Source organism: Kribbella sp. NPDC051587 (assembly GCF_044453945.1).
Taxonomy (GTDB): Bacteria; Actinomycetota; Actinomycetes; order Propionibacteriales; family Kribbellaceae; genus Kribbella.
In genome coordinates this window covers 22440-39535 of sequence record NZ_JBITDE010000016.1, presented here as the reverse complement: position 1 = coordinate 39535, position 17096 = coordinate 22440, and the positions used below count along the sequence as shown (strand labels likewise).

Annotated in this window: 14 protein-coding genes; 5 read left to right on the top strand and 9 right to left on the bottom strand. The window is 68.9% G+C overall.

From position 1 onward, the window contains the following. Positions 1–84: 84 nt before the first annotated feature. From gap to ACIA49_RS36930, 4 genes are all read right to left on the bottom strand, one after another. Positions 85–1089, bottom strand: a complete 1005-nt coding sequence (gene gap, locus ACIA49_RS36945; protein ID WP_396382930.1) for a type I glyceraldehyde-3-phosphate dehydrogenase — start codon at positions 1087–1089, stop codon at positions 85–87. 206 nt (positions 1090–1295) lie between these two features. Further along, entirely contained in the window at positions 1296–2279 is a 984-nt protein-coding gene (whiA, locus tag ACIA49_RS36940) for a DNA-binding protein WhiA (RefSeq protein WP_171673147.1), read from the bottom strand. An 82-nt stretch (positions 2280–2361) separates the two neighbouring features. Further along, positions 2362–4431, bottom strand: coding sequence for a glycosyltransferase (locus ACIA49_RS36935; protein WP_396382929.1), 2070 nt, complete (start codon positions 4429–4431; stop codon positions 2362–2364). 26 nt (positions 4432–4457) lie between these two features. Beyond that, on the bottom strand, positions 4458–6059 hold the full coding sequence (locus ACIA49_RS36930; protein ID WP_396382928.1) for a glycosyltransferase family 4 protein: 1602 nt from the start codon (positions 6057–6059) through the stop codon (positions 4458–4460). Positions 6060–6338: 279 nt separating this feature from the next. Between ACIA49_RS36930 and ACIA49_RS36925 the strand changes: the two genes are divergently transcribed. Continuing rightward, positions 6339–6845 (top strand): SigE family RNA polymerase sigma factor, encoded by a 507-nt coding sequence (locus tag ACIA49_RS36925; protein WP_396382927.1) that lies wholly within the window; start codon positions 6339–6341, stop codon positions 6843–6845. Further along, positions 6842–8317 (top strand): hypothetical protein, encoded by a 1476-nt coding sequence (locus ACIA49_RS36920; protein ID WP_396382926.1) that lies wholly within the window; start codon positions 6842–6844, stop codon positions 8315–8317. The genes ACIA49_RS36925 and ACIA49_RS36920 overlap by 4 nt, the downstream gene beginning before the upstream one ends. Here ACIA49_RS36920 and yvcK read toward each other — a convergent pair. From yvcK to uvrC, 3 genes are read right to left on the bottom strand one after another with little or no spacing between them, the layout of a single operon-like run. Next, positions 8314–9255, bottom strand: a complete 942-nt coding sequence (yvcK, locus tag ACIA49_RS36915; RefSeq protein WP_396382925.1) for a uridine diphosphate-N-acetylglucosamine-binding protein YvcK — start codon at positions 9253–9255, stop codon at positions 8314–8316. The genes ACIA49_RS36920 and yvcK overlap by 4 nt on opposite strands. After that, entirely contained in the window at positions 9252–10118 is an 867-nt protein-coding gene (rapZ, locus tag ACIA49_RS36910; RefSeq protein ID WP_396382924.1) for an RNase adapter RapZ, read from the bottom strand. The genes yvcK and rapZ overlap by 4 nt, the downstream gene beginning before the upstream one ends. Further along, on the bottom strand, positions 10118–12148 hold the full coding sequence (gene uvrC / locus ACIA49_RS36905; protein WP_396382923.1) for an excinuclease ABC subunit UvrC: 2031 nt from the start codon (positions 12146–12148) through the stop codon (positions 10118–10120). Before uvrC ends, rapZ begins: the two co-directional genes overlap by 1 nt. Before the next feature lie 82 nt (positions 12149–12230). Here uvrC and ACIA49_RS36900 point away from each other — a divergent pair, with 82 nt between their 5' ends. The 3 genes from ACIA49_RS36900 (at position 12231) to ACIA49_RS36890 (ending at position 14796) form a co-directional block, all read left to right on the top strand. Beyond that, the gene (locus ACIA49_RS36900; protein WP_396382922.1) at positions 12231–12686 is read left to right on the top strand and encodes a DUF6194 family protein; all 456 of its coding nucleotides are present in this window, start codon (positions 12231–12233) and stop codon (positions 12684–12686) included. 210 nt (positions 12687–12896) lie between these two features. Continuing rightward, positions 12897–13400, top strand: coding sequence for a hypothetical protein (locus tag ACIA49_RS36895; protein ID WP_396382921.1), 504 nt, complete (start codon positions 12897–12899; stop codon positions 13398–13400). 160 nt (positions 13401–13560) lie between these two features. Then, the gene (locus ACIA49_RS36890; RefSeq protein ID WP_396382920.1) at positions 13561–14796 is read left to right on the top strand and encodes a S8 family peptidase; all 1236 of its coding nucleotides are present in this window, start codon (positions 13561–13563) and stop codon (positions 14794–14796) included. Positions 14797–14891: 95 nt separating this feature from the next. On the opposite strand, the gene ACIA49_RS36885 is transcribed toward ACIA49_RS36890, so the two are convergent. Further along, positions 14892–15446, bottom strand: coding sequence for a Rieske (2Fe-2S) protein (locus ACIA49_RS36885; RefSeq protein WP_396382919.1), 555 nt, complete (start codon positions 15444–15446; stop codon positions 14892–14894). Positions 15447–15565: 119 nt separating this feature from the next. Next, positions 15566–17092 (bottom strand): hypothetical protein, encoded by a 1527-nt coding sequence (locus ACIA49_RS36880; protein WP_396382918.1) that lies wholly within the window; start codon positions 17090–17092, stop codon positions 15566–15568. Between the last annotated feature and the right edge of the window lie 4 nt (positions 17093–17096).

The following is a 17096-nucleotide window of genomic DNA, read 5'->3' as shown; positions in this document are numbered from 1 at the left end:
AGTGCAGGGTTCCTGTCTACGAAACAGGCATGCGCCCGAAGGAGGACACCAGGGTCACCCTCGAGCGCATGCTGGGAAGAAACGTCAGAGCGAGGCGCCGACGTAGTTGACCAGGTCGACGAGGCGGTTGGAGTAACCCCACTCGTTGTCGTACCAGCCGACGACCTTGACCTGGTTGCCCAGGACCTTGGTCAGGCCGGCGTCGAAGATGCAGGACGCCGGGTCGGTGACGATGTCGCTCGACACGATCGGGTCCTCGGTGTAGCGCAGGTAGCCCTTGAGCGCACCCTCGGCGGCAGCCTTGACGGCGGCGTTGACCTCTTCGACCGTGGTCTCACGGCCGACGTTGACGGTCAGGTCGGTGGCAGAACCGGTCGGCACCGGGACGCGCAGCGCGTAGCCGTCCAGCTTGCTCTTGAGCTCCGGCAGGACCAGGCCGATCGCCTTGGCGGCACCGGTCGAGGTCGGGACGACGTTGATCGCCGCGGCGCGGGCGCGACGCAGGTCGGAGTGCGGGCCGTCCTGCAGGTTCTGGTCCTGGGTGTAGGCGTGCACCGTGGTCATCAGGCCCTGCTGGATGACGAACTCGTCGTGGATGGCCTTGGCCATCGGGGCGAGGCAGTTGGTGGTGCAGGACGCGTTCGAGATGACGGTGTGCTTCTCGGCGTCGTACAGCTCGTGGTTGACGCCCATCACGATCGTCAGGTCCTCGTTCTTCGCCGGGGCGGAGATGATGACCTTCTTGGCGCCGTTGTCGGCGTGCGTCTTGGCCTTGGTGGCGTCGGTGAAGAAGCCGGTCGACTCGATCACGACGTCGGCGCCGACGTCGGACCACTTCAGGTTCGCGGGGTCGCGCTCGGCGAACGCCTTGAAGGTGTGGTCGCCGACCGAGATGTCGGTGTCGGTCGCGGAGACCTCACCGGGGAAACGGCCCAGGATCGAGTCGTACTTGAGCAGGTGGGCCAGCGTCTGGTTGTCGGTCAAGTCGTTGACGGCGACGACCTCGATGTCGGCACCGGACGCCTGCACGGCGCGGAAGAAGTTACGGCCGATCCGGCCGAAGCCGTTGATACCTACGCGTACGGTCACGGGACTACGTCTCCTCGAACTAGCGTTCCAGCACTGCTCTTCACCCCGAACATTAGCCCAACCGCCCACTCGGCCAACTGGTGCTATCCACAGCAGACCACCGCAGGACGCGGGTCATCCGTGGTCCAGACCAGCCAGACGTGCGAAGACCCCGGGAACCTCCCGGGGTCTTCCGGTGAATACCAGTTGACGCGGTGGTGAGCAGATCAGGCCGGGTCGAGCATCTCCGGCGTGAGGTTGGCCTCGGTGTTCGGGATGCCGAGGTCGCTGGCGCGCTTGTCGGCCATCGCCAGCAGGCGGCGGATGCGGCCCGCGACGGCGTCCTTAGTGAGAGCCGGCTCGTGCAGCTGGCCGAGCTCTTCGAGGCTGGCCTGCTTGTGCTCCAGCCGCAGCTTGCCGGCGACCTGCAGGTGATCCGGTACGTCGTCGCCCAGGATCTCCAGCGCACGCTCGACGCGGGCACCGGCCGCCACCGCAGCACGCGCTGAACGACGCAGGTTTGCGTCGTCGAAGTTCGCGAGCCGGTTCGCGGTCGCACGGACCTCGCGACGCATCCGGCGCTCTTCCCAGGCCAGCACCGACTCGTGCGCACCCAGGCGGGTCAGCAAGGCGCCGATCGCGTCACCGTCGCGGATCACCACGCGGTCGACGTTCCGCACCTCACGAGCCTTGGAACCGATCCCCAGCCGACGCGCAGCCCCGACCAGCGCCAACGCAGCCTCCGGGCCCGGGCAGGTCACCTCGAGCGAGGACGAGCGGCCGGGCTCGGTCAGCGAACCGTGGGCCAGGAACGCACCACGCCAGGCAGCCACCGCGTCGCAGGAAGCACCCGACACCACGGCCGGCGGCAGGCCACGCACCGGACGGCCACGGTTGTCGACCAGCCCGGTCTGGCGAGCCAGCGCATCACCGTCACGCACGACCCGTACGACGTACTTGGTCTGCTTCCGGATTCCGGACGGGGAGATCACCACCACGTCCGACGGGTGCCCGAAGATCTCGGCGATGTCCTTGCGCAGCCGGCGCGCGGCCGCGCCGCTGTCCAGCTCGGCCTCCACAACGATCCGGCCCGAGACCAGGTGCAGTCCTCCCGCGAAGCGCAGCACGGACGACACCTCGGCCTTGCGGCAACAGGGTTTCGTGACCTGGATGCTGGTCAACTCGGACTTCACCTGTGCTGTCATCGCCATAGAAGGCATCCTCCCACCGTTGTCAAAGACCCTCGTCGCGAACCCCGGGGGCAGACCTCCAACGGTGCCCGGAACGATTGTGTTACGCGAGCTCGCCGTTCAGGAACGGCAGCAGCGCCTCGGCCGACCTGCGTCCGTCGTGCAGGTCGCGGACATAGCGCGGACCGGCGTCAGCGATCTTCCGGGCCTCTTCACGTTCGTGGACCAGCCGCTCGATCACCTCGGCCAGGCCGTCCGGCGTCGCCTCCACGATCGGCAGCTCCGCCGGCAGCAGCTCCCGGATCCGGTCCGGGACGTAGCCGACGGTGACTCGACCGGCCGCCATCGCTTCACACGCGGAGACGCCGTACAGGCCGAGCAGCAGCTGCTCGACGACGATGTCGGCGTTCCGCACCATCTCGGTGAGTTCCGCGTGCGCGACGTTCTGCACCCGCTGGTACTTGATCAGCCCCTGCGCGTCCAGGCCGGCCAGCACCGGATCGACGTACGACGAGCCCTTGAGCGGGCCCGAGGTGGGGGCGTGCAGGACCACCGGCACCTTGCGTTCGAGCACCGGACGGTTCGCTGCGAATCCCTCAACGTCGAGCGCCAGCGGGAGCCAGATGCCGTTGTCGACGTACTCCAGCAGGTCCGGCGTGGAGACGAAGACCGGCCCTTGGTAGTCCTGCAGGTGGCCGCGGAGCATGTCGTTCGTCGTCTGCAGCCGCCGGGTCAGCTCGTCGTCCGGGTCCCGGAACGGCGAGTGGGGATGGCGCGCCCGGTGCAGCGCGGGGTCCCGGATCTCCGAGCCGTGGAACAGTACGGCGTGTCTGATCCCAGCCTGGTCGAGGGTCGGTACTTCGGCGGTCCACACCTGACCGCGAACCGCCCCGAACATCGTCCGCCCTGCCTCGAAGATCACGTGGGTGACGTCGCGGAGTACATGGTCGGTCAGCTCCAGTTGCCACCGCAGGTCGGAGCGGTACTGCTCCTCGGTCGCGGTGTAGTGCACCGGAAAGCGGAACACGGCACTGCGGATGGACAGCGACTCCGCCGTGACGCCCTTCAGGTTGCGCTCGGCCGCGGTCGCCCACTGGTAGGCCTGGCCGGCGCTGTTCAACGGCCCGATCAACAGACGCCGGCCGGTCTTCTCAGGGCCTTGGCCGGCGACTTCGAGCCGCCGGCCGGTCAACTCGGCGTACAGCGCACGCAGCTTGGCCGCCTGCCCGGACCACGAGACGTCCGGCGCCTCGATCGACACCGCGGCCGGATCGGGAGTGTCCATCACGACCGTCGGCTCGCGCTGCAGCCGGTGCTCGCGCTGCAGCCGGGTGGCGATCGCCGGGCTTGCGGTGATCACCCCGTCGGCGGCCCCGATGTACTCCGCCTCGTGGTTCGCCCAGGCCACGACGGAACGCCGAGTGCCGGGGCCCCCGGCGACGTCCTCGTGGGCGTCGTACACCACCGTGAGGCTGCGGCCACGGAGCTTCGCGCGACCGGCGGCGCGGACGGCGACACCGATCACCTGCACGGTGTGCGCGTGGACGACGTCCGGCTCCAGGCGATCGATCAGTTCACCGAACGCCGTCTCCAGGTCGAACGCCTCCGGATGGAGCGTGCGCCACCGCGCAGGCCAGGGCAGCCGGCGCGCCAGGCCGTCGTACGCGCGCCAGCCGGACTTGAACGACCTGTCGGCCGCGGTGCCGGCACGCTTGCGCACCAGGGCCGCCCGCTGTGCGGCCTGCCAGCGTGCCCTGCGGAGCAGCCGAGCCGCGACGCCGGCCTTGAACTTCAGCAGGTTGACCGGACCGGGCCTGGCCCGCCCGATCGCGGCGCCCGAGTCTGCCTTGACCTCCATCAGCCCGGCACGGATCCGCCGGACGCGGGCGGCGTACGTCGAGCCGTGCCGGTAGCCGGCCAGTGGCGGGCGCCAGTCCCGCCGTGCCTTGCGGCTGCGGTCGCGCTGCGCGCGCAGCTCGTACGGCACCGCCACGCGGACGATCATCGCTCCCCCGATCACCTCCTTCGACGGCAGGCCGTTGGCTGCGACACCGAGCACGGTCACCTGCGCTCCGGTCACCGCCAGCGCCGAGGCCTCCGTGCGGACGCGGGTGTCGCGGGTGACGTCGTCGGCGACCACCATCACCACCCGCAGGCCGGTACCGATACGCATGTCTTCTCCTGGTTCCATCTGGCCTGTCACACGCCGAGGGCGGCGCGGATCTCCTTCTCCCACTGATCGTCTTCGGCATCAACGGACGGATCGAGGTCCATCCCGAGGAGGTCGGCGTACAGCGCCCGGAGGCGGTCTGACTGCGACTCCCACGACACCTCCCGGAGGAGCTCCGGCTGGGACACGGCCTCGCGGTACGCCGCGGGTGTGGCCAGCACCTGCCGTACGGCGACCGCCAGGTCGTAGGGATCCTCGACCTCGAAGACCTCACCGATTCCGGTCCGGCCGACGAAATCGTGCAGGCTCGGCATGTCACTCGTCACCACCGGCAAGCCCGCGAAGACGTACTCGAAGACCTTGTTCGGCAGCGCCATCTCGTGACTGGGGAACCGCAGGATCGGGATCAGGCCGATGTCCGCCGTCCGCAGGAAGGGCACCACATCCGCCGGCGCCACCGGTTCGAGGTAGTGCACGCGATCCTCGACACCGATCTTCGCCGCCAGCTTCCGCAGCGCCTCCACCGAGCGCATCGCGACCGTCGGTACGCAGACGACGGCGAGGTGGACGTCCGGCAACTCCGGCAACGCCTCGATCGCGGTCTCGACTCCACGGGCCCGGGTGATGCCGCCGGAGTACACCATCAGCGGCGTCTCGTCCGGCAGGCCGATGCGCTCCCGGATGCCGATCACGTCGGCGGCGGTACGGCTGTCGCCGGCCAGCCGCGGGCTGTTCATCACCACCGCGGGTTCCATCGGCAGGCCGTATCTCTTCCGCAGGGTCTGCGCGATCGCCGGGCTGACGGTGATCACCCGGTCCATGTGCCGGATGTACTCCAGCTCGTGGTCCGCCCAGGCCGCGATGAAGCGCGGCGTCCGCCCGCCGTACTGCGAGAGTCCGGGCACGTACTCGTGGGCGTCGTACACGGTCTTGACCTCGCGGCCGCGCAGCACGGCCCGCCCCGCGGCGCGGGCCGCGACGCCGATGATGTGCATGTCGTGCGCGTGGATCGCGGCCGGCTCGATCCGGTCCAGCACCGGCCCCAGCATCGCCTCGTAGTCGTAGGTCTCCGGGATCTCGGCCCGCCAGCTGACTCTGCGACAGTCACGAGCGATGCGCGTGTCCCACTTCCCCCAGGCCCGCTTGGCCCAGCGCGCCTGCTGCCGGGCGAGTTTCGTCTGGGTCCGCACACTCAACTGGGCGAGCCGCAAGCGCTGCTGTGCGAGCAGCCGGCGGGCAACACCGGCCTTGAACGTCATGGTGCCGACCTGCCCGGCTCTCCGCAGCCGAACCGCGTGCCCGGACTCTGCCTTCAGATCGCCCAGGAGTGCCTTGATCCGCGCGGAGCGTGCGGCGAGAACAGCCATCGGCTCGCCGGACACCAGCCGGGACCGCCGGCGCCTTCGGATCCTGGCTCGCTCGTCCCGAAGGACGAAACGGCCCTCGACCAGGACCCGGAGCACGCCGTTGTCCAGACGCTCGACCGTGGCCGGTCCCTGGGCCGCCACCCCGAACAACGTGACCCTGACACCAGCTCGCGCCAGCGCGTCGGCCTCCTTCAGGACCCGGGTGTCGTTGGCGGTGTCGTTGGCCACGACCATTGCGACGTGCGGCGCGATTTTGTCCGTCAACCTTGCTCCATTCCGGCCCGTGCCAGCACCCGGGCATGCGTCATCGACTGCGGGACCGGTCGGCTCGACCGGCGCCAGGGGTCTGCCGTGCCCCTCGTTCCCCAGCAGGTAAAAGGACGGGTGCCGGATGCGACGCGGTTGCATGAAGCCCGGAACCCGGACGACGCTTCTCACTTAGTGCGTCGTGAGTATGTCCGCTCCGGCCACGGAGTCCGGGAGTCGCTGCAACCTCGTACCAGGTCGGCTGCGTTCCTTCCCCGACAGCACGAGAGGAGGGGCATGAGAGCACGAGACGACGCCGAGTTCACCGAGTTCGCCGCGACGATGATCCGGCCACTGCGCCGTACGGCGTTCCTGATGTGTGGCGACTGGCATCGCGCGGAGGACGCGGCCCAGGACGCCCTGGTGAAGGTGTACCGCCGGTGGAACCGGATCGAACGCCGTGAAGGGGTCCGCAGTTATGCCCACCGGGCGGTGGTGACCTCGGTCCTGGACCAGTCCCGCAAACCGTGGCGACGCGAACGCCTGAACGATCCCGACGACGCGGCGCTGGTCGTGCCTGACGTCGGCGGACCGGTCGACAACCGTTTGATGGTGGTCAAGGCTCTCGCCCAGCTGCCGCCCAGTCAGCGCGCCTGCGTGGTCCTGCGCTACTACAACGACCTCAGCGTCGACGAGACCGCCGACGTCCTCGGCATCAGTGCCGGCGGCGTGAAGAGCCAGACGTCCCGCGGTCTCGACCGCCTCCGCCAGCTAATCGGCCATCCCGAAAGGAGCGCCTCGTGAGTAACGACATCGAACGACTGCTGACCGCCGCCGCCGACGACACCGACCAGCCGCTGAACACCGACATCGACGCCATCCTCGCCCGCGGCCGCCGCTCCGTACGGCGTGGCCGGCTGGCCGCCGGCGCGACCGCGACCCTGACCGCGGTCGCGGTGATCGGTGGCTTCACCGTCTGGTCGAACACGCTCGACCAGGGCGAGGGCCCGGCCGGTGCGCCGAAGAGCGAGACCATCACCGTCAACACCAAGACCGGGCAGGTGGTCGACAACGAGTCCGGTACGACGGCCACCGCGCCGCCGCCGGTCAGCCCGCTGTCCGACGCCGAGGTGCTGAAACGCTGCGTGAAAGCCAGCCCGATGTCGTTCAAGAGAACGGTCGCCGACAAGGCCGGTCCGGTCGACGCACGCTGGAAGGTCATCCTCAAGAGCGGGGACCAGAATCGCTTGCGCGCGTTGTTCCTGGCGCCTGACAAGTCGATCGTGTTCGGCTGCACGATGAAGGACGCGAAGGGGCCGATCGAGTTCGGGCGCTACAGCACCGTCCTCCCCGGGACACCCGACCCGGACAACGCCCCCAGCGGGCCGCAGGCCGCCACGGCCGCAGTCATGATTCCGGCCGAAGGTGTCGCTCGCGTCCTGGTGAACATCGCCGGCGAGAAGGCTCCCCGGGAAGCTCTCGTCGCGGCCGGCGGCTTCTACACGATCGGCTACCCCGACTGGATGACGACCGACAAGTCCAACTACGACGCGAAGCTGGGTCGGTTCATTCCGCCTGTCCAGCGGATCAGGGCCTACGACGCCAACGGCAAGCGGGTGTACGAGTGGAAGTACATCAAGCCCGCACCGCCGGTACAGGTCCCGCCGGACGTCAAGATCAAGACGGCGGATCCGATCGTGCCGCGGACCGTGCTGACGAAGGATCCCGAGACCGGGAAGCCGCTGGCCGTCGTACCGACGAGCCCGTTGAGCGACGAGCAGGTCCGCACGCGGTGCAAGAAGCCGGACGACGCGTTCTTCGACGGCCCGGGCTTCGGGCTGCCGAAGCCGGATCCGGACGTCGACCAACGGATCAACGACGCCGGACGGATCAGCCCGCAGTGGCCGGTCGCGCTGAAGGTCGGGAGCGACAAGCGGTTCACCGCGCTGCTCGTCTCCCCCGGTCAGAACGTCGTGGCCTGGTGCTACCGGGCAGAAAAGGACGCCTACGACTACACGCGCCACGGAGTCAACGCCGACGGCACGTTCGGCGACCCGGTCAAGGACGAGTTCTCCAACTGGGCCTTGGTTCCGCAGGGCGTCGCCCAGATCATCGTGGACCTGCCCACCGGGCAGGTGCGCGCGGCGATCTCCAACGGCTACTACCTGTGGGGCACGACCGGCGGCAGTGAGAACTTCAAGAAGGTCCGGGTCCGCGGGTACGACGCGGACGCCAAGCTGGTCTACGACCAGAGGATCACGGTCGACGCCAGCTAGACGAGGAGCTCGCGATACACCTTCGTGAGTTTGTCGGGGGCGTGGTGGAGATGCTGGTCATCGTCGGCAATGTCGGCGATGACCAGTTCCGCGCCCAGGGAGTGCGCCGTACGGCGGAGGGACTCTGGGTCGGGGACGTGACCTTCGTCGGCGAGGACGACGTCGATGCGCAGGTCCGGGGCGTGGGCGGCGAGCACCTCGAGGTGGGTCTCGGGTGAGAAGCCGTCGGTCTCGCCCTTCTGCTCCCCCAGGTTCAGGGTCAGCAGGCGGCGAGCGCTGGTCTGCTCGAGGCCACGGCACAACGCCGGCACCAGCAGGTTCGGGATCACTGAGGTGAACCACGAGCCCGGTCCGACGACGACCCAGTCGGCCTCCGCGATGGCCACCAGAGCCTCGGGACAGGCCGGTGGGTCGGCAGGGTCGAGAGCGACGTCGACGACGTGACCATTGGTGGTCGCGACCTCAGCCTGGCCTCGGATCTCGGTCAGTGCCTCGGGGTGGTCGGGGTCGAGGCCGATGACGCGGGCAGTGATGTCCAGCGGTACGGCGGACATCGGGAGCACCCGGCCTTGGGCGCCGAGCAGCCGCCCGACCCAGTCGAGGCCGTCGACGGCCTCGCCGAGCAGCTCCCACAGGGCGACGATCAGCAGGTTGCCGACGGCGTGGTCGTGCAGCTCGCCGTTGCTGCGGAAGCGGTGCTGCAGGACGTTGGCCCAGGTGCGGCCCCACTCGTCGTCACGGCAGAGAGCGGCCAGCGCCATCCGCAGGTCGCCCGGCGGCAGCACCCCGAGCTCTTTGCGCAGCCGGCCGGACGAGCCGCCGTTGTCGGCGACGGTGACGATCGCGGTCAGGTGATCGGTGACATGCCTGAGAGCGGACAGCGAGGCTGCCAAGCCATGCCCTCCACCTAGTGCGACGACCCGAGGAGACCTCGTCACTCGCGTCCTAGATCCCGGTGAACGACCAAGGTCGGTGAACCCTTCTCGCGCAGTCTGCGGGCGATCTCCTCCGACATCGCCACGCTGCGGTGCTTACCCCCGGTGCAGCCGATCGCGACGGTGACGAAGCGCTTGCCCTCGTTCAGGTAGCCGGTCCGCAGGGTGTCCAGCACGTCCGAGTAGTTCTGCAGGAACTGCTGGGCCAGCGGATGGCCGAGCACGAAGTCTGACACAGGCTTGTCCTGCCCGGTCATCGGGCGCAGGTCGGGCTGCCAGTACGGGTTCGGGATGAAGCGCATGTCGGCGACCACGTCGGCGTCGACCGGGATGCCGTACTTGAAGCCGAACGAGACCACGGTCGCCCGCAGCTCGGCGTTCTCCTCGTCACCGAAGGCGTTCACGATCTTCGCCGCGAGCTGGTGGACGTTCATGTTCGAGGTGTCGATGACCAGGTCGGCCCCGGCCCGGATGTCGCCGAGCAGCTCGCGCTCGCGCTGGATCCCGGTCAGCAACCGGCCCTCGCCCTGCAACGGGTGCGGCCGGCGCACGCCCTCCTGCCGGCGCACGATCACGTCGTCGGAGGCCTCCAGGAACAGGGTCAGCGGCCGGTAGCCCTTCACCCGCAGGTCGTGCAGCGCCGAGCTCAGCTCGTCGAAGAACATCCCGGTCCGGACGTCGACCACGACCGCCAGCCGCGGCTGGGTCCCGGTGCCGATCGTCTGCTCGACCATCGTGGTCAGGAACATCGGCGGCAGGTTGTCGACCACGAACCAGCCGAGGTCCTCCAGCACGTCCGCAACCGAACTCCGCCCCGCGCCGGACATCCCGGTCACGATGATCAGGTTGCCGCTCGTGTCGTCCATCAGTTCTCAGTTCTCCCTGGGTCCCCGTTGGGCGCCTCGGCCGGCGCCGGGACGTCATCACCCAGTATCTCGCCTGTGGCCGTGTTCACCGACGGCGCCCGGCCGGATTCGGCCGTGGTTGCGGCAGTGTTCACCGCCAGTACGACGGCCTCCGCCGTCCGGCGCCCGAATCCGGGCAGCTCGGCCACCTCGTCGATGGTCGCCTGGCGCAACTTCTTCAGCGACCCGAAGTGCCGCAGCAGCGTCTTGCGCCGCACCTCCCCCAGCCCCGGTACGTCGTCCAGCACGCTCTCGACCATCGACTTCGACCGCCGGTTGCGGTGGTGGGTGATGGCGAACCGGTGCGCCTCGTCCCGCAGCCGCTGCAGCAGGTACAGCCCCTCGGAGGTCCGCGAGAAGATCACCGGGTCTTCCTCGTCGGGGATCCAGACCTCCTCCAGCCGCTTGGCCAGTCCGCAGATCGGGATGTCGCCCAGCCCTAGCTCGTCGAGCGCCTGCCGGGCGGCGGCGACCTGCGGCGGACCACCGTCGACCACGACCAGACCCGGCGTGTAGGCGAACTTCTTCGCCCGCCCGGTCTCCGGATCGACCAGGTACGCCGTCGGGTCCTCGCCCTCCGGGATGTCCGCGCGGTCCTCGATCATCCGCTTGAACCGCCGGGTCAGTACCTCCGCGATCGAGGCGACGTCGTTCTGCCCCTCGACGCCCTTGATGACGAAGCGGCGGTACTCGCTCTTGCGCGGCAGGCCGTCCTCGAAGACCACCATCGAGGCGACCACCTCGGTGCCTTGCAGGTTCGAGACGTCGTAGCACTCCATCCGCAGCGGCGCCTCGGCCAGGTCGAGCCCGGCCTGGATCTCCTCCAGCGCCTGGTTGCGAGTGGTCAGATCGCTGGCCCGCTTGGTCTTGTGCATGGTCAGCGTCTGCAGCGCGTTCCGCTCGACGGTCTCCATCAGTGCCTTCTTGTCACCACGCTGCGGGACCCGGATCGCGACCCGGGTCCCCCGGGTCTCCTCCAGCCACTGGGTCAGCGCCTCGACGTCGTCCGGGATCGTCGGCACCAGGATCTCGCGCGGGATGGCGTCGCCCGAGTCGCCGGCGTACGTCTGCTGGATGAACCGCGAGACGAGGTCGCCGGTGGTCGCCGTACCGTCGGCCTTGTCGGCGATCCAGCCGCGCTCACCGCGGATCCGGCCACCGCGGACGTAGAAGATCTGGACGGCGACCTCGAGCGGGTCCTCGCTGAGCGCGATCACGTCGGTGTCGGTGCCGTCACCGAGGACGACCGCGTTCTTGGCCAGGGCCTTGTCCAGGGCGGCCAGGTCGTCGCGGATCTTGGCGGCCCGCTCATACTCCAACTCAGCCGCCGCGGCCTTCATCTCCTTCTCCAGCCGGCGCACGTAGGTCGCGGTCTGGCCGGACAGGAACGCGGCGAAGTCGTCGACGATCTGGCGGTGCTCCTCCTGGGTCACCTGACCGGTGCAGGGCGCCGCGCACTTGCCGATGTAGCCGAGCAGACAGGGCCGGCCCATCTGACGGTGCCGGTTGAACACGCCCTTGCTGCACGAGCGCATCGGGAAGACGCGCAGCAGCAGGTCGACGGTCTCGCGGATCGCCCAGGCGTGGCTGTAGGGACCGAAGTACCGGATGCCCTTCTTCTTCTGGCCGCGGCCGACCATCACCCGCGGATAGTCCTCGTCGAGGGTGATCGCCAGCCACGGGTACGACTTGTCGTCGCGGTACTTCACGTTGAAGCGCGGGTCGAACTCCTTGATCCAGGAGTACTCCAGCTGCAGCGACTCGACCTCGGTCCGGACGACGGTCCACTCGACCTTCGCCGCGGTCGTCACCATCGCCTGCGTGCGCGGGTGCAGGTTGACCAGGTCCTGGAAGTACGACGACAGCCGGGCCCGCAGGTTCTTCGCCTTGCCGACGTAGATCACCCGCCCGGCGGAGTCGCTGAAGCGATAGACACCGGGTGAGTCGGGGATCGACCCGGGCGCGGGTCGGTAGGACGATGGATCAGCCACCCGACAACCCTAGTTCGGCCCGCCGACAAAACCGGAATCTGGACCAAGTCTCTATTGCTACTTCAATGACAGACTTGAAGGCATGACTGTTGACGAACTCGATCAGCTGATCCGCCGGTACGACGGAGTGCGCGTTCTCGAAGCTCAGGGCGACCTGTTCCATCTCTACGACCCGGCCGCCGACCTCCCGCCGGAGCGGCAGCAACCCTTCGCCACGATCGTCACCGGCGACCACTACGAACGCGTGTCCCGGCTGGACGAGCCCGGTGCCTGGCGACTCAACCTGGGCCTGACCAAGGCGACGTACACGGGGCTGTTCGGTGTGCCGCCGACCGAGCGCGACGCCGACTGGGTGCTGGTGTCGGACCACGACTACGCCGCCCGCGACACCCTGATGCCACACCCCTTCTACGCCTCCCAGTACTGGGTCGCCATCGTCACTCCCACTGCCCTCGACCCACTGCTCCCCCTGATCACAGAGGCGTACGAGTTCGCCGCTCGCAAGTACGCCAACCACCAGAGTCGCCTCACCCCCTGACCGCAACCTGTCACCACCGCCCGCCGTACCGGGGAAGGCTCCACCCTGGCCGGCCTGCTGAGGCAGCGCTCCGCGAGGCGCGCACTCTGGCAACGAGTCGACCTCTTCAGCGCCGTAACCGATGATCAGGACCCCACGCGCTTCGACAAGCTCGTCCAGTCCGGCTACTCGCTCGACGTCCGAGACTCCGACGGCAACACCGTCCTGCACATGGCGTACTACCAGAATCACGAGGCAGCGATCCGCCGATTGGTTGCCGAGGGCGCCAATGAGACGCTGGTCAACAAGCTCGGCTTCACGCCGGACGACATGGGCAAGCTCGGCTCGTACGAGCGCATGCTGCTGAACACGGCCCGCAAGCTCACCTTGCAAGGCGCTTGGACGAACAACGGTCCGGCGGCCCGGGAGAGCTACAACCAGCTGCGGCGGGCACATCAGCGGTTCTTCCAGCCTGCCCTCACTCGCACCGCGATCGCCAATCCGGGCGACCGGCGACTGATCGTCGTACTGGCGGTGAAGCTCGGCCGGGCCAGCTCGGAGCGGCCGTTGCTCGACCTGCTGCGGCTGTGGGGTGATCGGCAGTTGGCCGAGGACTTCCTGAACTGCGGTTCGGAGGCGCTCGCGCGCGGTGCCGAGCGGTGGGCCCGCGCGCACAACTACGTCATCCATCGGTACGGCGGGAGCGCGCGGCCGATCCGGTGGGGACGGTTCTGACCTTGCGATTGATCGGCGGTCGTGTTGCGGGTTGGGTCATACGGCGGAGTTGACCCCAAGCTGGGATGGGCGCGTTACATAGCGTGTGGACCAGGGTAGATCCGCAGGTCCTTTGCGTGAGGCAACAAGGCCTTGCGTCGACTCGAGGGAGTTTCCGCCCATGTCCCTGAAGAACTCCACAGCCTTGAACTTCGTCAGACCACGCGTCGTCCTTGGCGCACTCGCGGCCTCGGCGCTCGCCGTCACCGGTATCGCCACGGCCAGTACGGCGGCGACGCCGGCGCAGGCCGAGGTCACGATCCGCGGTGCGGGCAGTCCGACCGCGGTCCCCGGCAGCTACATCGTCGTCCTCGCCGGTCAGCGGTCCCAGGGCGAGACCCGGGCCACCAACCAGAGCCTGTCGAGCACGTACGACGTGAAGGTCCGCGACCAGTACGACTCGTCGATCAAGGGTTTCTCGGCCAGCATGAGCGAGGAGCAGGCAAAGAAGATCGCCGGTGACTCGCGGGTCGCGTTCGTGCAGCAGAACCAGAAGTTCACGGTCACCCAGGACGACCCGCCGTGGGGCCTGGACCGCATCGACCAGCGGAACCTGCCGCTGGACAAGAAGTACGTGCCCACGACCGCGGCCGAGAACGTCAACGTCTACGTGATCGACACCGGGATCTACGCGGCCCACAAGGACTTCGGCGACCGTGCGTCGGTCGGTACCGACACCGTCGGCGACGGGCAGAACGGCGTCGACTGCATGGGCCACGGCAGCCACGTCTCCGGCACCATCGCCGGCACGACGTACGGGGTCGCGAAGAGCGCGAAGATCTTCGGGGTCCGCGTCCTGGACTGCAAGGGCTCCGGGACGACCGAGACCGTGGTCGCCGGGATCGACTGGGTGACCAAGAACGCGAAGAAGCCCGCGGTCGCGAACATGAGCCTCGGCGGCCCGGCCGACGACGCGCTGGACGCGGCGGTGAAGGCGTCGGTCGGTTCCGGCATTACCTATGCCGTTGCTGCTGGCAACGAAAGCGCGGACGCCTGTACGTCGTCGCCGGCGCGCGAAGCGAGCGCGATCACCGTCGGTGCGACCGACGACCAGGACCAGAAGGCATCGTTCTCGAACTGGGGCAAGTGCGTCGACCTCTTCGGTCCCGGCGTGGACGTGCTGTCGGTCGGGATCACCGGTCCGGACTCGACGGCGAGGATGAGCGGTACGTCGATGGCCACGCCGCACGTCGCGGGCGCGGTCGCGCTCTACCTGGCCGATCACCCTGACGCCAAGCCCGCCGACGTGGCGACCGCACTCGTCGGTGCCTCCACGCCGGACAAGGTCGGCGAGCCCGGCACCGGTTCGCCGAACAAGCTGCTGTTCGCCGGCAAGGTGGACCCGGCCCAGCCCTGACCAATTTCCCTGGCAAGCCACCGATATCGGGGGTTCTGCACTCTGAACACGAGTGGAGAACCCCCGATTTGGCTGCCTAGCCAGCCAAATGGCGGTCAGGCCGTCTGGACGACGTTCGTGCCCTGGACCGCGACGTTCACCGCGGGAAGCGGCGACTGGGCCGGGCCGCTGACCGGAGCGCCGTCGGTGATGCTGAAGTGGCTCTGGTGGAACGGGCAGATGATCTGACCGCCCTCGACCGAGCCGACCGGGTTGCCCTGGTGCGTGCAGATCGCGGAGAAGCCCTTGAACTGCCCGGCGGTCGGCTGAGTCACGACGACCTTGGCGTCGGCGAACACCTTGCCGCCACCGACCGGTACGTCGGAGACCGCGCCGAGCACCTTGCCGGTCGGAGCGCCGGAGCTGGCGCCGGTGGTCGGCGCGCTGGTCGGTCCGCTGCTCGGAGCGCCCGGGCCGGAGCTGGTGCCACCGGTGGTCGGGGCGGAGCCCGAGGTGCTGTCACCGCCGCCACAGGCGGCGAGGATCGGGGCGCTGGCACCCACCAGCGCGGCGATCGCCGCGCAGCGGAGCACCGACCTCCGATCGCGCGTCAGCCCGTCCGGTTCGGCGGCTGGTTGCGAGGTGGATGGTGCCATCGTGTCATCGCTCATGAATCTGGACCTCCAGGAGCTTGCCGGCCAAAAATAGTTGAACGCTCTGACAAACGGCTGGGCGGGCCGAACGGTTCAATCCACTGCTCGATTGAACCGGCATTTGAGACTTTTGGTTCTCAGCCGGCCGCACCGGTGACTGTCTGGACCACTCGGGCGGACAGATCCAGTACGGCGCGACGGGTCTCGTCCTGCACCTCTTCGGCATGCACCGGCCAGGCTTGGGCGATGTGCGCGTCGTACGGCAGCACGAGCGGTTCGAGACCACGCTGCCGGAACGCCTCGATCAGCCAGTCGACCGTGCTCGGCTCAGCCCGCTGCACCATCGTGATCACCACGACTCCGCGGGTCAGCAGCACGTTCTGGCCGTCCGGGGTCAGCTGGTCGAGCTGCTGCAGGCAGTAGTTCGCGACGTGCTCCACGGACGGGACGACCAGCACGATGCAGTGCGCCGACGACGCCATCTCCATGCTGACCTCGTCGTACATGCTGCCCGGGCAGTCGACCACGGCGAGCCCGACGTCACGCGCTCCCTGGCCCTGCGCCTCGGCGAGTGACCTGCGGACCGCGTCCGCGTTGCCCTCACTGCGCACCAGGCTGACGGGTTCGATCGGCCCGGCGCCGACGGTGAGCTCAAGGCGGCGCGACAGCTCCGCACCACCCGGGTCCGCGTCGATCGCGACGACCCGGTCCGACCGCTGGCTCGCGAGCATCATCGCGAGCAGGGCGCTGACTGTCGACGTACCGGCGTTCGTCACCGGGCTGAGGACACCGACCCGGCGCATGATCGCGATCGGGCGGCGGATGGTGGCGATGTTGTCCACGTCGCGCTGGATCCGGCCGGACGCACCAACCAGGTACGCCGCTTCGGAGGCGAACCGGCGGAAGCGGCGGAACACTGAGTCGCCCTCGCCTGGCATCGGCGTACCGATCTGGTCCGACTGTGGCGTCGGTGGTGGTCCCCAGCCGGTGTTGGGCGGCTGTACCGGTGCTTCCTGGTACGGCGCCTGCCCCGGGTGCTGCTGGTGGTACGGCGGGGGCTGCTGCTGGTACTGCGGATCCACGTAAGGCTGCTGCGGATCCGGGTACTGCGGTTGCTGGTACTGCGGCTGCTGGTACTGCGGCTGCTGGTACTGGGCCGGCGGGTACTGCTCCTGCGGCGGGTACTGGGCAGGGTACTGGGGCACGGCATACGGCGGCGGCTCGACTGGCGGCGCCTGTCCGTACTGCGGCGGCTGCTGGTACTGCGGCGGAGGTGGCGGCGGGTAGCCCTGCTGCGGGTACTGCTCCGGGTACTGCTGCTGCGGCGGATAGGGCTGCTGCGGAGCAGGCGGGTAGGGCTGTTGCTGCTGCGGCGGGTACGGCGGCGGCTGGGCAGGCGGGTACTGCTCGTACCCCGGCTGCGGATAAGGCTGCTGCTGGTACGGCGCCTGCTGGTACTGCGTCTGTTCGTACGGCGGCGGAGCCTGCTGCTGGTACTCCGGTGCCGGCGGCTGCTCAGGAGCAGGGGCAGGCGGAGCTGGCGGCTCCTCCGCTACCGGCTGGTCGGCCGGCGGCGGCGGGTCGGTACGGGACGGCTCTTCGGCCGGTGACTGCTCCGCCGACATCCGGCGCAGCATGTCACCCTGCCAGTCAGATTCAGTCATTCCA